General features: G+C 70.8%; 10 protein-coding genes. 7 read left to right on the top strand and 3 right to left on the bottom strand.

Features of this window, described 5'->3' with window-relative positions; all coding sequences use genetic code 11:
* The first annotated feature begins 2 nt into the window (after positions 1-2).
* From lysS to KFLA_RS31960, 5 genes are all read left to right on the top strand, one after another.
* Positions 3-1,523 (top strand): lysine--tRNA ligase, encoded by a 1,521-nt coding sequence (lysS, locus tag KFLA_RS31980; RefSeq protein WP_012923987.1) that lies wholly within the window; start codon positions 3-5, stop codon positions 1,521-1,523.
* A 274-nt stretch (positions 1,524-1,797) separates the two neighbouring features.
* Positions 1,798-2,130, top strand: coding sequence for a histone-like nucleoid-structuring protein Lsr2 (locus KFLA_RS31975; protein ID WP_012923986.1), 333 nt, complete (start codon positions 1,798-1,800; stop codon positions 2,128-2,130).
* 337 nt (positions 2,131-2,467) lie between these two features.
* Positions 2,468-4,999, top strand: coding sequence for an ATP-dependent Clp protease ATP-binding subunit (locus KFLA_RS31970; RefSeq protein ID WP_012923985.1), 2,532 nt, complete (start codon positions 2,468-2,470; stop codon positions 4,997-4,999).
* A gap of 166 nt (positions 5,000-5,165) precedes the next feature.
* Positions 5,166-5,717 (top strand): SigE family RNA polymerase sigma factor, encoded by a 552-nt coding sequence (locus KFLA_RS31965; RefSeq protein ID WP_012923984.1) that lies wholly within the window; start codon positions 5,166-5,168, stop codon positions 5,715-5,717.
* A complete protein-coding gene (locus tag KFLA_RS31960) occupies positions 5,714-6,805 on the top strand; it encodes a CU044_5270 family protein (RefSeq protein WP_012923983.1) in 1,092 nt (363 codons plus the stop codon). Before KFLA_RS31965 ends, KFLA_RS31960 begins: the two co-directional genes overlap by 4 nt.
* 118 nt (positions 6,806-6,923) lie before the next feature.
* Here the strand turns inward: KFLA_RS31960 and KFLA_RS31955 are convergent, their stop codons facing one another.
* From KFLA_RS31955 to KFLA_RS31945, 3 genes are all read right to left on the bottom strand, one after another.
* Entirely contained in the window at positions 6,924-8,099 is a 1,176-nt protein-coding gene (locus tag KFLA_RS31955) for a hypothetical protein (RefSeq protein ID WP_012923982.1), read from the bottom strand.
* A 96-nt stretch (positions 8,100-8,195) separates the two neighbouring features.
* Positions 8,196-8,759 carry a hypothetical protein gene (locus KFLA_RS31950; protein WP_012923981.1) on the bottom strand — a complete coding sequence of 188 codons (564 nt, stop codon included), beginning with the start codon at positions 8,757-8,759 and terminating at the stop codon, positions 8,196-8,198.
* Positions 8,756-10,336 (bottom strand): hypothetical protein, encoded by a 1,581-nt coding sequence (locus tag KFLA_RS31945; RefSeq protein WP_148256786.1) that lies wholly within the window; start codon positions 10,334-10,336, stop codon positions 8,756-8,758. The genes KFLA_RS31950 and KFLA_RS31945 overlap by 4 nt, the downstream gene beginning before the upstream one ends.
* 738 nt (positions 10,337-11,074) lie before the next feature.
* On the opposite strand from KFLA_RS31945, the gene KFLA_RS31940 reads away from it, so the two are divergent.
* Together KFLA_RS31940 and KFLA_RS31935 are read left to right on the top strand one after the other, a co-directional pair.
* Positions 11,075-13,441 carry a kinetoplast-associated-like protein gene (locus KFLA_RS31940; RefSeq protein ID WP_202797048.1) on the top strand — a complete coding sequence of 789 codons (2,367 nt, stop codon included), beginning with the start codon at positions 11,075-11,077 and terminating at the stop codon, positions 13,439-13,441.
* Between the two features lie 72 nt (positions 13,442-13,513).
* Positions 13,514-14,464 carry a DivIVA domain-containing protein gene (locus KFLA_RS31935; RefSeq protein ID WP_012923978.1) on the top strand — a complete coding sequence of 317 codons (951 nt, stop codon included), beginning with the start codon at positions 13,514-13,516 and terminating at the stop codon, positions 14,462-14,464.
* The last annotated feature ends 12 nt before the right edge of the window (positions 14,465-14,476 follow it).

Here is a 14,476-nt window from a genome sequence, read left to right as displayed (position 1 = left end):
CTATGACTGAGCCACGTGAGACCCCGGTGACCCCCGACCACGGGCAGGACGACCTGCCTGAGCAGCTGCGGGTCCGCCGGGAGAAGCGTGACCGGCTGCTGGCAGAGGGGGTGCAGCCGTACCCGCTCGCGGTCCGCCGCACGCACCTGCTCAAGGACCTGCGCGCGCGGTACGACGGCCAGGACCTCGCCCCGGACACCCGGACCGGCGAGCAGGTCGCGGTGGCCGGCCGGGTCATCTTCCTGCGCAACACCGGCAAGCTCTGCTTCGTCCGGCTGCGCGAGGGCGACGGCACCGAGCTGCAGGTGATGCTGTCGCTGGCCGACGTCGGCGAGGAGGAGCTGGCCCGGTTCAAGGCGCTGGTGGACATCGGTGACCTGATCTCGGTGCACGGTGAGGTGGTCACCAGCCGGCGCGGCGAACTCTCCGTGCAGGCGGCCGGCTGGCAGATGGCCGCCAAGACGCTGCGGCCGCTGCCGAACGAGCACAACCCGCTGAGCGAGGAAGCCCGGGTCCGGATGCGGTACGTCGACCTGATCGTGCGCCCGGAGGCGCGCGACATGGTCCGGACCAAGGCGGCGGTGCTGAAGTCGCTGCGGGCCACCTTCGACGCCCACACCTTCGTCGAGGTCGAGACGCCGACCCTGCAGCTGACCAACGGCGGGGCGGCGGCTCGGCCGTTCCGGACCCACCTGAACGCCTTCGACCAGGAGATGCTGCTGCGGATCGCGCTGGAGCTGGACCTGAAGCGGGCGATGATCGGCGGTGTCGACCGGGTCTACGAGATCGGCCGGACGTTCCGCAACGAGGGCCTGGACTCCACCCATGCCGCGGAATTCTCGATGATCGAGGCCTACCAGGCCTACGGTGATTACGATTCGATGGCCGTGCTGATCGAGGAACTGATCCGGAACGCGGCCCGCGCGGTCGGTCGTACGGTGATCACGGCGCGCGACGGGTCCACCATCGATCTGGACCAGCCGTGGCGGCACGCGACGCTATTCGAGTTGGTCTCCGAAGTGGTCGGCGAGGAGGTGGACGCGAGCACCGAGGCGGCCGCCCTGATCAAGATCGCCGAGCGTCACGAGGTCGAGCTGCAGCCGGGCTGGAATGCCGGTGAGATCGCGCTGGAGATCTACGAGAAGCTGGTCGAGCACACGCTGATCCAGCCCACCTACGTGCGCGACTACCCGGAGTCGGTGCGGCCGCTGGCCAAGCCGCACCGCGAGCGGCCGGGCCTGGTCGAGGCCTGGGACCTGATCATCAACGGCGTCGAGCTCGGGGTCGCCTACTCGGAGCTGAACGACCCGGTGATCCAGCGCGAACGCCTGGTGGCGCAGTCCTTGCTGGCCGCCGCCGGCGATCCCGAGGCGATGGAGCTGGACGAGGACTTCCTGCGCGCGATGGAGTTCGGCATGCCGCCGGCCGGTGGCATGGGGATGGGTCTGGACCGGCTGGTGATGCTGTTCACCGGGGCCGGTATCCGGGAGACGATTCTGTTCCCGCTGCTGCGTCCGGAGTGAGCCGAAAACGGGTCCGGGTGGCTGTTGCATACCACAACAACCGCCGAGGTAATTCCCGGGCCCTATTTTCGTCCGCCGGGTAACACGGAGTGACGTGAATACCCTTCGTCACGAACAGTGCCGGTACCGGTCCGGGCTGCCGGTTAAGTCACATCTTTCCTCCACATTCCGCCTGTTGAATGACAACTCCAGGGTTTGTGCGGTACAAATCAGGAGGAAACCAAAACGGCAGGGGGATTGTGCCCGGTGACGGGCGCGGAAAGGACTGTCATCGATGGCGCAAAGGGTCCAGGTGGTTCTCGAGGACGATCTCGACGGCGGTAAGGCCGACGAGACCGTGACCTTCGGTTTGGACGGCACGACGTACGAGATCGACCTGTCCAAGAAGAACGCCGCCAAGTTGCGCGACGCCCTGGCCGGGTACGTCGGCGCGGGGCGCAAGGTCGCCGGGCGCCGTGGCACGACCGGACGCACGGCGCGGGGCCGTGGCCGGTCGGCGACCGACTCCGCGGACATCCGGGCGTGGGCCAAGGAGAACGGCTACGAGGTGAGCGAGCGCGGCCGGATCTCGGCCGAGGTGCGCGCGGCGTACAACGAGGCCAAGTAGCAGTCCAAGGTTGAGCCGGTCCCGGTGCCAGTTCTGGCGCCGGGACCGTCCGCATTCCGGTTGTTTCACGATGTGGACACATCCGCGGGCGGATCCGCTCCGGATCCCTGCGGAAGCAACCACCGGCACGAATTCGCTGGTGGCGAACACCGGGCGCGCCGGGAACACCCGGAACGGCCCGGAGGTTGTTCCCTTGTGATCCCCAGTGGGCGGCCGGCCGAGAGGTCGTCGCTTGTTCGCTGAGAGCGAGCCTGTCGGAGCCGGGGACTAGCATGCATGTACGGGGGTCGGCCTACACGGCACGTCCGACTCCTCTGAGGCAAGGAGCGCTTTGGCGATGTTTGAACGATTTACGGACCGCGCCCGTCGGGTAGTCGTCCTGGCTCAGGAAGAGGCCAGGATGCTCAGCCACAACTACATCGGGACCGAGCACATCCTGCTCGGCCTGATCCACGAGGGTGAGGGTGTCGCCGCCAAGGCTCTCGAGAGCCTGGGTATCTCGCTGGAGGCTGTCCGCTCTCAGGTCGAGGAGATCATCGGCCAGGGACAGCAGGCTCCGAGCGGGCACATCCCGTTCACCCCTCGCGCCAAGAAGGTGTTGGAGCTCTCCCTGCGTGAGGCCCTGCAACTGGGCCACAACTACATCGGCACCGAGCACATCCTGCTCGGCCTCATCCGCGAGGGTGAGGGTGTCGCCGCGCAGGTCCTGGTCAAGCTCGGAGCGGACCTGAACAAGGTCCGTCAGCAGGTCATCCAGCTGCTGAGCGGGTACCAGGGCAAGGAGACGGCGTCCGCCGGCGCGCCCGCCGAGGGTGCGCCCAGCAGCTCCCTGGTGCTCGACCAGTTCGGCCGGAACTACACCCAGTCCGCCCGCGAATCGAAGCTCGACCCGGTGATCGGGCGCGAGACCGAGATCGAGCGGGTCATGCAGGTGCTGTCCCGGCGGACCAAGAACAACCCCGTCCTGATCGGTGAGCCGGGCGTCGGCAAGACCGCGATCGTGGAGGGTCTGGCCCAGCAGATCGTCCGCGGCGACGTGCCCGAGACCCTCAAGGACAAGCAGATCTACTCCCTCGACCTGGGTGCCCTGGTGGCCGGTTCGCGCTACCGCGGCGACTTCGAGGAACGCCTGAAGAAGGTGCTCAAGGAGATCCGCACCCGCGGCGACATCGTGCTGTTCATCGACGAGATCCACACCCTCGTCGGGGCCGGCGCGGCCGAGGGCGCGATCGACGCCGCGAGCATCCTGAAGCCGATGCTGGCCCGTGGTGAGCTGCAGACCATCGGCGCCACCACGCTCGACGAGTACCGCAAGTACGTCGAGAAGGACGCCGCGCTGGAGCGCCGGTTCCAGCCGATCCAGGTGGCCGAGCCCTCGATCGCGCACACGATCGAGATCCTCAAGGGCCTGCGTGACCGCTACGAGGCGCACCACCGGGTGACCATCACCGACGCCGCGCTGGTGAACGCCGCGCAGCTGGCCGACCGCTACATCTCCGACCGCTTCCTGCCGGACAAGGCGATCGACCTGATCGACGAGGCCGGCGCCCGGTTGCGGATCCGCCGGATGACCGCTCCGCCGGACCTGCGCGAGTTCGACGAGAAGATCGCGAACGTGCGCCGGGAGAAGGAGTCGGCGATCGACGCCCAGGACTTCGAGCGGGCGGCGAGTCTTCGCGACGACGAGAAGAAGCTGATCAACGCGAAGGCCGAGCGGGAGAAGCAGTGGAAGGCCGGCGACATGGACGTCGTGGCCGAGGTGGACGAGGAGCTGATCGCCGAGGTGCTGAGCACCGCGACCGGCATCCCCGTCTTCAAGCTGACCGAGGAGGAGTCCTCCCGGCTGCTCGACATGGAGAAGGAGCTGGCCAAGCGGTACGTCGGCCAGACCGACGCCGTCAAGGCGCTGTCGCGGTCGATCCGGCGGACCCGTGCGGGTCTGAAGGACCCGCGCCGGCCGAGCGGCTCGTTCATCTTCGCCGGTCCGTCCGGTGTCGGTAAGACCGAGCTGTCCAAGGCGCTGACCGAGTTCCTGTTCGGCGACGAGAGCGCGCTGATCAGCCTCGACATGTCCGAGTACTCCGAGAAGCACACCGCCTCCCGGCTGTTCGGTTCCCCGCCCGGTTACGTCGGCTACGAAGAGGGTGGCCAGCTGACCGAGAAGGTGCGCCGCAAGCCGTTCAGCGTGGTGCTGTTCGACGAGGTCGAGAAGGCCCACCCGGACATCTTCAACTCGCTGCTGCAGATCCTGGACGAAGGTCGCCTGACCGACGCCCAGGGCCGCGTGGTCGACTTCAAGAACACCGTCATCATCATGACCACGAACCTGGGCACCCGGGACATCGCCAAGGCCGTCAGCCTGGGCTTCTCCCAGGCCAACGACGCCTCGGGCTCGTACGAGAAGATGAAGGCGAAGGTGACGGAGGAGCTGAAGCAGCACTTCCGCCCCGAGTTCCTGAACCGCGTCGACGAGATCGTGGTCTTCCACCAGCACGGCAAGGACGAGATCGTCAAGATCGTCGACCTGATGATCGCGCAGGTGGAGGAGCGGCTGAAGGACAAGGACATGGGCATCGAGCTCACCCCGGCGGCGAAGGCACTGGTCGCCGACCGTGGCTTCGACCCGGTCCTGGGTGCTCGCCCGCTGCGCCGCGCCCTGCAGCGCGACGTGGAGGACGTGCTCGCCGAGAAGATCCTGTTCGGGGAACTGCGTCCCGGCCAGATCGTGCTCGTCGACGCCGCTCCCGCCGGCACGGTCGGCGAGGACGGCCTGCCGGAGTACTTCACCTTCACCGGCACGCAGAAGAGCGCGCCGGACCTGGAGCTCACCGAGCTCGCCGGCGGCGGTACCGGCGTACAGGACAGCTGACCGGTTCGACCGGTCGCTGACTCCAGCTGAACCCGAGGGGCCCCGTGGACACCAGTCCGCGGGGCCCTTCGGCGTTTCGGGAGCGCGTCGGTGCCGATGCAACCGGGTGGTGCGCCGAACCGGTAATTACCCGTGAGGAAGCGCCGAAACGAACCGGAGGACGTTGGTGCCGAACGACCGCGACGAAGAATTCTCGCGCTACGTGTCCGCCCATCGCGGGCGCATGCTCCGCGTCGCCCGACTGCTGACCACCGGCGACGCGCACTGGGCCGAGGACCTGGTGCAGACCGCCCTGACCAAGCTGTACCTGAAGTGGAGCGCTGTCGACCAGCGCACCGGTGCCGCCCGGTACGCCGACCGGATCCTGGTGAACGTGTTCCTGGACGAGAAGCGCCGGTTCTGGCGGCACCGGGAGACGTTGAGCGACGACGTGACCGAGTCCGGCCGGCTGACCGGGCCGGTCGCGACGGCGCAGTCCGGGTCCGCGCCGGAGGGCCGGCCGGAGGAACGCCTGGTCATGCTCGACGCGCTCGCCCAGCTGCCGAAGCGCCAACGGGCCGTCGTGGTCCTGCGGTTCTTCAGCGACCTGGACGTCGCCACCGTGGCGGACCTGATGGGCTGCAGCCAAGGCACGGTCAAGAGCCAGACCGCCCGCGGCCTGGACAAACTGCGCGACCTCGTTGCCGACCCCCTGGACACATTGGAGACCGCACGATGACCGACCTGAAGAACCTGCTCGACGAGGCCGCGGGACCGGAGCCGCTGGTGAGTGACGCCGACGTCTCCGCCGACCTGGGCCGGGCCCGGCAGGCGGCCCGGCGCCGGCGTTTCACCGGGGCCGGCCTGACCGCCGTCGCGGCGACCGTCACGCTCGCCGCCCTGGCCACGCCGCTGCTGCTCTCCCCGAACTCCGGTCAGGAGGCGGCGACACCGCCCGGCCAGCCGTCGGTGTCCGCTCCTGGTGCGTCCGAGCCGGTCCGTGCGCTGACCGCCGGCCAGGTGCTGCTGGTTGCGGCCGCGGCGGCCGAGCGCGCCGAGCCGACCAGTGGCCAGTACTTCCGGGTCCGGGTCGCCTGGACCCGGGACCTGGCCGTCAACCAGGGCAAGGACCCGTACAAGATCCGCGAGACGATGGTGACCGAGACCTGGACCGGCCGCGCCGGCGGTACGGCGTACCGCGGGACCCGGTCGCTCGGCGCCAAGCCGGCCACCGCTGCCGACAAAGCCGCCTGGCGACGGCACGGGTCGCCGACCAGCTGGAACCTCGGCAAGACCGACACGGTGGTGCCGAAGGACCAGATCATCCGGTCGACGCCGACCCGTGGCGAGCTGCTGGAACTGCCGGAGGAGGCGGACCGGTACCACGCGCTGGGCGCCGCCGGCGTGCCGTTGAGCGAGGTGCTGGCCCTGCCGACCACTCCGGAAGCACTGCGCGCGCGGCTGCTGAAGGACAAGGCCGCTCGGGCTGCCGCCGCCGACAACACGTCGTACCTGGCAAGCATGGCGGCCGGCCTGCTGCAGGAGACGCCCGCGCCGCCCAAGGTGCGAGCCGCCGCGCTGCGGCTGCTGGCCGGCCTGCCCGGTGCGAAGGTCGAGCAGAACGTGACTGATGCGCTGGGCCGCAAGGGAACGGCGGTGCAGTTCTCGTTCCCGTCCGCCTGGCTGACGATCAGGCTGATCATCGACCCGGTCTCCGGCAAGTTCCTCAGCAGTGAGCACGGCGGCGGCAAGAGCCGCGAGACGGTCGGCCTGGAGTCAGGCTGGACCAACAACAAGCCGACCCCGCCGCCCACGGCACTCCGCTGACCGATCCCTGCGCCGGCCGTGGTGGCCGGCGCAGGGCCGGTTCGTCGCCCACGCGGGCTCCTCGCGCCCGGTCACCTACTTGGTGCCAGCGAGCGAGGGCCTGCGTGGGGCGGGCGGATCACCCGCACACCGCACACGCCGTACGCCGGCGGTAGTAGTACGCCGCCGTCGCCAGGGCCAGTGACGCGCCCCAGAGGGGGAACGGGAAGAGCAGCAGGTGGCCGAGGTTGGTGAGCAGGGAGACCTCGGGCGACCAGAGCAGTTGACCCATGGACACACTTCCGACCAGCAGCAGGGTCGCCGCGGTAGCCGCCGGAATGATGGCCGCCTTGAGCGCGACCGGGCGGCCGGCCAGGAACGGGATCCAGCGTGGCCAGATCTCGCCCCACGGGCGGATCAGGCCGAGGGTGACGATTCCGGCGGCCAGGGCGATCAGTCCCAGGCCGAGCCCGAACAGCCTGATGCCGGGTTCGGCCTCCAGGGTGGCGGCGTCGAAGCCGACGGGGTTCGGCAGCAGCCAGGTCATCCGGAGCAGCGCGTACGGCATCGGGCAGAGCGCCGCCACGACCGTGGCCCACCAGCCCCAGCGGCGAGCGACCTCCGGCCGGGTCCACCAGGCACCAGGCCGTCCGCACCGCACGCAGCGACCACGGGCGCTCCGCAGTCCCCGTACGCCGAGCACGGCCCAGCCGCCGCCCAGCAGGAACGCCCCGAAGACGAACAGCGGCCGAGTCCCCACCTTCTCCGGGATGCTGGCCACGCCCGCTCCCAACTCCCGGAACGCCTGCCAGTCGAAGAGCCCGGTGGTGAGCTCCAGCACCGCGGCCAATGCCAGTACGCCGAGCAGCAGGGCCCGGGTGGTCCGCTGCCGCCAAGCGCCGACCAGCAGGAAGCCGAAGGCCACTGGCAGCCCGACCAGGACCAGCAGATAGCCGGTGATGACGATGACGGTCATGCTCGGCGCAAGCACCCCGAACACCAGCAGTTGAAGCGCCGTGAACACCAGCAGCGGCCGGTACGCCGACGACGTCCACCCCGTCTGCGTGTGGCCCAGCGCCGCCGGTACGCCGAGGAAGCCGAGCACCGCGACCAGACCTGCGCCGACCTGCTCCGGGAAGAACGCCAACGGCGAAAGCTTGTCGCCGTCGGGCGGGACCGGCCCGAACGGGTATCCGTCCATGCCGAGCAACCAGGCCAGCCCGAGGACGCCGTACAGGAGTGAGAGGCAGGCGACGGCGACCGGCAGACGGATCGTGCTGCTGCGGGTGTCGCTGCGTGGAGTTGTGATGGTCATGCGGTCCTCCGGTGTCGTGTGCTTCCACCGTGCGGCCGGACCGGGCTCGGAGGGCTCCGTCCTGCGAGGGGTTGGCCTCCCTCTCGCGGGTGAACGTCAGCGGTTCTGGCGAAGACGAAGGACGGCCTGGGCGAGCGCTTCGTCGTCGGGTGCGCTGGGACGTTGGCGGTCCGCGATCAGGTGTGCCGTCGCGCAGAGGAGCCAGATCACCCCGGTGACGACAGCAATCGCTGGCCCTGGACCTGGCCAGGTGTCGCTGAGCGCGCTGGCGGTGTTCGCCTGCCACCCACCTGCTACGTAGAGCAGTGCGATCACGCCGGTGAGGACTGCAGCCGCTTGGGCGACTCGACCGGGGCGCACCCACAGCGCGACGACCGCTGCGGCCAGCCCGGCAAGCCAGGTCAGCAGCAGAGCCGGCTGCGCCTCCAGGCCGAGTTGCCAGACCGTCTGGCCGAGTCGACGGCTGAAGATCCAGGGGAGCAGCAACGCGAGTCCAGCTGGCAGAGCGGCGAGCAGTGTGGCCCTGGCGAACCACCGATGCCGCTCCACCGTGAGCCGGCGCTCGAGCTGGTCGAGTCTGCGCGGCAGCTCCTCGTCAGGAAGCTCCCCAGGCAGTTGGGCCGGGTCACCGCCGAGCCGGCGCGCACGCGTCTCGCTCATCGACGCCCCCGCCCAGCAACTCCCGCGTTCATCCAGTACGGCGTACTGCCGGCCGCGGGCGTACGGCGATCGCAGCGCGACGTCGGCTCGGGGGCAGCCGGGTACGACGCGGCTGCTGCGGCCGCGTCGGGAATGAGCAGCACCTGGTCACCGCCGCCCGGCGAGACTCCCACCAGGACCGATCCGTCAGCCCGGGCCTCGATGCTTTCCACTCCGGCGGTCTTGCGCGGCAGCGGCCGCAGTACGCCGTCCGGGGTGATCACGGCCGTCGACGTGCTGCTGCTGAGCCACAGGTTGCCTCGCACGTCGACCGCGAACGCCTCGACGGTCATTGACGAGCTGACCGGGTCACGGCTGAGCGGACAACCCGCAGGAGCGATCCCGGTGAGCTGCTGCGGCTGAGAGCCCGGTCTGCGGAGTGCGAGGCCCGTCCGGCCGGTCCGCCAGGCGACAGTGCCGTCGGGACCACTGGAGACCGCGTTGCCGGCAGCACCCGGGCCGGGCGCGACCAGGAAGTCGCTCAGCTTCAGCCCGGCGCGCAGTTGGTCGGCTGGGATCTGCCAGGTGCTGTTGGACGCCCAGATGACGACGGAACGGTCCGCAGTGCGATGGCTGAACGCCGGGCCGGTGCCGGTGGCGAGTACGTCGATGCCTGGCGTCACGTAGTACGTGCCGTCGGGGTTTCGGTGGCTGAGGCTGATGTCTGCGGTGACCAGGCTCAGTGGGACGGACAGGACGGCCCAAGGGTGGTTGGCGGCGCCACCGGCGAACAAGAGCATCCGGTGGTCGGAGACACCGAGCAGTGCGGGCGGGGTGACGCCATGGCTCAGTGCGACCTGTGGAAGTGCCACTCCGTCGCCGTAGGCGAACACCGTGGAGCCCTCCGACCCGGTCCGGCCGAGCAGCCACTCGCCCGGCGTACCGTCGAGGTTGCCGGCGAGGGAGTCCAATGGGTCGGACGTGCCGATGGCGACGCGCATTCCCAGCCGGTCCTCCAGCTGGCCGCCATTGAGGTCGAGCAGGCGATGTGGAACCCCGGCGACCACCTCCGGCTCGTACGGCGGCGCTGCGGCGTCGGGAGCGAGCAGACCCGCGAGCACGCCGATCGACGCCGACGTGGCGACCACTGCGAGGTGGCGAGGGCGGCGGAGAGAGAGCAGTACTGCGAGCAGTAACAGGGGGATCGCGAGCGCCAGAGCGGTCCAGAGACCAATGGCGGGGCGGTAGCCGACGCCGTCGGGGAGGCGTGGCGGAAGCTGGATGAGTGCGTACAGCGTGCCCGCGGTGACCAAAGAGGCGGTGGCGGCAGCGGCAGCGCGCAGTACGAGGTCGGCCCCGGTGATTGTCGCGGCGAGGGTGCCGGCGGCCAGGGTGGCGAGGAGCATGGTCCAGGTTGTGGCGTAGGGGAGTTCCCAGAGCTGGGAGCGGACCAGGCCGGCCTCAGGACCGGCCGGGCCGAGCGCTACCGGGTCGATCAGTTCGCGCCAAGGAAGCAGAGTCGACAGGAGCAGCAGTGCCGCGGCGGCCGCGGTCAGGAGCTGAACGGCGGTCGGCCGGCGCGGCTCCGGAGTGAGCAATCCGCCGAGTTGGACAAAGGTTGCCCGCAATTCGGACTGATGGAGCGGTTCGTCCGAAGGCACATCCGGCCGCTCTGGGAGCAGCGGCTCGACCCTCGGGACGACGGTGGACCAGTGCGCGCACACGACGGTCGCGAGGACTCCGCAGACGGTCGTGCCCATCACAGCCGGTGAGGTGGCGCAGCCTTCGCGGCCCTGAACCACCAGACCAGTCCAGCTCACTGCAGTGGCGAGCCCCAGTCCGAGAGCGGCCCAGCCACGGAGCTGTCGGCGCCCCACGATTCGGTCTGTGCACAAGCGATCCACGAGCAGAACGCCGATCATCGCGACGGGCAGCGCGAGTGCCGGACCACGGCCGCTCACTGGTTGCGTGCTGGCGCGCCAGAGGTAACAGCCTGTACTTGCGGAGGCCGGCAGCAGGACCGCCACTCCCGCCGCCACAGCAAGACTCGCGAGGACGGCGGCGTGCCACTGCGGCCGTCGCAGGGCCTTGCGGCGCTCCAGTTGTTCCACTCGCAGCAGCGCCGCCGCTGCCTTCGCTTCGGTGGGAAGATCGCGCAGCGGCATAAAACGACGTTACCCGTGCGCGCCGGCCCCTTCATCTCGACCGTGCAGCGTGGCTGCCGGTGCGGAATCGAGGGCAGACCCTAGCGGCATGTGGCTCGTTGTAAGAGCATGACTGCTCCAAGTGGACCCGGACTGTTGGAGAGGAGGCCGGAGATGGAATCATCTCGTCGCATGGACGCACCGCGTCTGCCGTTGACCCAGGAACCGGTCGCTGACGCCGGTTCCTTTGGCGTGCGGCAAGCGGGTGGGGTGCTGGAGCGGGCGCAACGGATCGCGGACACCCTGCGCGAGCAGGCGGAGTACGAGAACGACACCGCGCTGCAGGAGGCCGAGCGGGTCCGGGCCGAGTCCGAGCGGCTCCGCGCCGACGCGGAGGCGGAGGCGCAGAAGCTGCGCGCGGACGCGACCGCGTCGGCCGAACGTCTGCTCGCCGACGCCGAGCGCGCGGCCGAGCAGCTGCGGACCGAGGCCGAGACGGCCTCCGAGCGGGTCCGGGCCGAGGCGAACGACGAGGCCGAGCAACTGCGCGCGACCGCGACCGCGGAGGTCGCCAAGCTCCGGGCCGACACCGAGGCCGAGGTCAAGCGGCTGCGCGACGAGGCCGCCGCCGAGGTGGCGAAGCTGCGCGCCGACGCGACCGGTACGGCGGAGCGGCTGAAGGCGGAGTCGGAGTCGGCCGCCGAGCAGTTGCGCGCCGAGGTCGCCGAGGAGGTGGCCCGTCGGCGCAGCGAGTCCGAGGCCGCGGCCGACAAGCTGCGGACGGAGACCCAGAGCGCCGCCGACGCGTTGCGCGCCGAGTCGCAGGCCGCGGCGGCCCGGCGGATCGCCGACGCCGAGGCGGAGGCCGAGCGGATCCGGACCGCCGCCGACGAGCACCGGGCCGAGGCCGAAGCCGCCGCCGAGAAGATCCGGACGGAGTCCGAGGCGACGGCCGGGAGGCTGCGGACCGACTCCGAAGCCGCGGCGGCCAAGCTGCAGGCCGACTCCGAAGCCGCGGCGGCCAAGCTGCAGGCCGACTCCGAAGCCGCGGCGGCCGCCTTGACGGCCGAGTCCGAGGCCGCGGCCGCGAAGCGACGGGCCGACGCCGAGGCCGCGGCCGAGCAGCTGCGGACCGAGTCGGAAGCGGCGGCGGAACAGCTGCGGGCCGAGACCCAGGCAGCCGTGGACGAGCTCAAGGCGACCTCGGAGGCGGCGGCCGCCCGGGCGATTGCCGAGGCGGAGGCCGAGGCGGCCCGGATCAAGGCCGACGCCGACGACCTGCTGGAAGAGGCGCGGGAAGCGCGGGAGGCGGCGGCGCAGAGCGTCGAGCGGGCCGGCCGTGAGGCGCAGCAGCTGGTCGCCGACGCCGGCGAGCAGGCGGCGCTGGTATCGCAGGCCGCCGTACGGACCGAGGCCGACCTGATCGCCCGGGCCGAGGCCGAGGCCGACGACCTACGCAGCGCCGTCGAGCGCGAGGTCGAGGCGGCCCGGGAGCGGGCTCGTACCGAGATCGCCGAGGCGCACGCGGAGATCGAGCGGCTGCGCGGCGAGAACCGGGCCGAGCTGGAGCGCCGGACCGCCGAGCTGGAGGAGACCGAGCGGGCCAAGCTGGCCGCCATCTCGCTGGAGATCGACAAGCTGCGGACCGAGGCGGTCGAGGACCTCGCCCGGCGCAAGGCCGAGGCCGAGGCGGCCAACGAGCGGCTGATGGCCGACGCCCGGGCGCAGGCCAAGTTGGTCGTCGACAGCATCGAGGCCGACCGGCGGACGGCGACCGCCGAGGCGCAGCGCATCGTCGAGGAGGCCAACAAGGCCGCCGAGGTGGCGCTGGCCGAGGCCGAGAAGCAGACCGCGTGGACCCGGACGACGGTCGACGAGCTGGTCGCCACCGCCGAGGCCGAGGCGCAGGCGATCCGGGAGCAGGCCGCCGCCGAGGCCGCCGAGCTGCTGCGCACCAAGCGCGCCCACCTGCGCCGGGTGGTCAGCCGCTCGACCAGCCGGCTGAAGGCGACCCAGGAGGAGATCGCCCGGCAGAACGCCGAGCAGACCAACCAGGCGAACGCCGCGGCGCAGAAGGCGACCGCGCAGGCCGAGGCCGCGCTGGAGTCCGCCTCCCAGCAGGCCGAGCGGGTGACCGTGCAGGCCCAGGCCAAGGCCGAGCGGCTGAAGGCGACCGCCGAGGCGGAGGCCAAGGAGATCATCGACCGGGCGAACCGCCGGGTCGCCGAGGCCGAGGCGAGCACCCAGGTGCTGCGCGAGCGGGCCGCCAACAACCTGGCCGACGCCCAGCGTCAGTCGCACGAGCTGATCCGCAAGTCCCGGGCCGAGGCCCAGCAGCTCGAGGCGCAGGCCCGCGCCCACGCCGACGAGCTGCGCGGCCAGGCCCGAAAGCTTCTCGCCGACGCCGAGGCGAGGGTCGCGGCGCTGAACCAGCGCCGCGACGAGATCACCAAGGAGCTCACCCAGCTTTCGGGTGTGATCGAGGCACTCGCTGTACCAGGCTTCCGCGTTGATGGTGGAATGTCCTCCAGCGAGGGTTCCACGGGGGAACCAGGATGAGGACGTGACAGCCAGATCCTTGTCAGTGACAATGTGTGATCCACCCACCCACCGAAGTGAGCATCCGAAGACATGAGCAGTGAAGCCCCAACCCCGTTCCGCACCGTTCTGCGTGGCTACGAGCCGGCCCAGGTGGACCAGCACGTACGGGAGCTGACCACCTCGCTGACCGCGCTGCAGCAGCAGTCCGAGCAGCTGCAGCGGCACGTTCAGGAGCTGCAGGCCCGGACCGACGCCGCCGAGTCGGCCGTCATCTCCGCGCAGGAGGACAACAAGGACCGGACGCCGACGTTCACCGAGTTCGGTGAGCGGGTGGCGAAGATCCTGTCGCTGGCCGACGACGAGGCCCGCGACCTGGTCACCCGGGCCCGCACCGACGCCGAGGCGATCGTCGCCGACGCCGAGGCGCACGCCAAGAAGGTCCGCAAGGAGGCCGAGCAGTACTCCCTGGACTGGAAGAGCGAGGTCGACGCCGAGGCTGCCCGCATCCTGGAGGAGGCGCGGACCCAGGCCGACGACATGCGCGACGAGGCCGAGCGCGACGCGAACGCGCGCCGCAGCGAGGCGCAGGCCCTGTACGAGCAGGAGCGGGCCAAGTCCGCCCAGGCCGCAGCCGCCTTCGAGACCACCCTGGCCGAGCGCCGGGGCAAGGTCGAGCAGGAGTTCGCCGCCCGGACCGCGCTGGCCGAGCAGCAGCTGGCCGCCGTCACCGACCGCGCCGCCCAGGTGCAGCGCGAGGCCGACCGGGCCCGGTCCGAGGCCGAGCGTCTCGCCCAGCAGCAGCTGGCCGACGCGAACCGGCAGGCTCAGGAGATCGTCGCCGCCGCCAAGGACAAGGCGGAGCGGATCCGCGCCGAGTCCGAGCGTGAGCTCGCGGCCGCGACGCAGCGCCGGGACAGCATCAACGCGCAGCTGACCAACGTCCGCCAGATGCTGGCGACGCTGTCCGGCAGCCCGGCGATGCCGCTCGACCTGCTCGGCGACGAGGACGAGCCGGCCACGTCCAACAGCAAGAAGAACTGAGCAGGCCGCACC

The organism is Kribbella flavida DSM 17836, assembly GCF_000024345.1.
Lineage (GTDB): Bacteria > Actinomycetota > Actinomycetes > Propionibacteriales > Kribbellaceae > Kribbella > Kribbella flavida.
Note: the sequence above shows the minus strand (reverse complement) of the source record. Positions and strands in the feature narration are given on the sequence as shown.

Bases quoted from the DNA above. Each gene is read 5' to 3' on its own strand.
- KFLA_RS31950 (WP_012923981.1), bottom strand. From the start codon at position 8,759: ATGAGCGAGACGCGTGCGCGCCGGCTCGGCGGTGACCCGGCCCAACTG.
- KFLA_RS31940 (WP_202797048.1), top strand. From the start codon at position 11,075: ATGGACGCACCGCGTCTGCCGTTGACCCAGGAACCGGTCGCTGACGCC.
- KFLA_RS31970 (WP_012923985.1), top strand. From the start codon at position 2,468: ATGTTTGAACGATTTACGGACCGCGCCCGTCGGGTAGTCGTCCTGGCT.
- lysS (WP_012923987.1), top strand. From the start codon at position 3: ATGACTGAGCCACGTGAGACCCCGGTGACCCCCGACCACGGGCAGGAC.
- KFLA_RS31935 (WP_012923978.1), top strand. From the start codon at position 13,514: ATGAGCAGTGAAGCCCCAACCCCGTTCCGCACCGTTCTGCGTGGCTAC.
- KFLA_RS31975 (WP_012923986.1), top strand. From the start codon at position 1,798: ATGGCGCAAAGGGTCCAGGTGGTTCTCGAGGACGATCTCGACGGCGGT.
- KFLA_RS31955 (WP_012923982.1), bottom strand. From the start codon at position 8,099: ATGACCATCACAACTCCACGCAGCGACACCCGCAGCAGCACGATCCGT.
- KFLA_RS31960 (WP_012923983.1), top strand. From the start codon at position 5,714: ATGACCGACCTGAAGAACCTGCTCGACGAGGCCGCGGGACCGGAGCCG.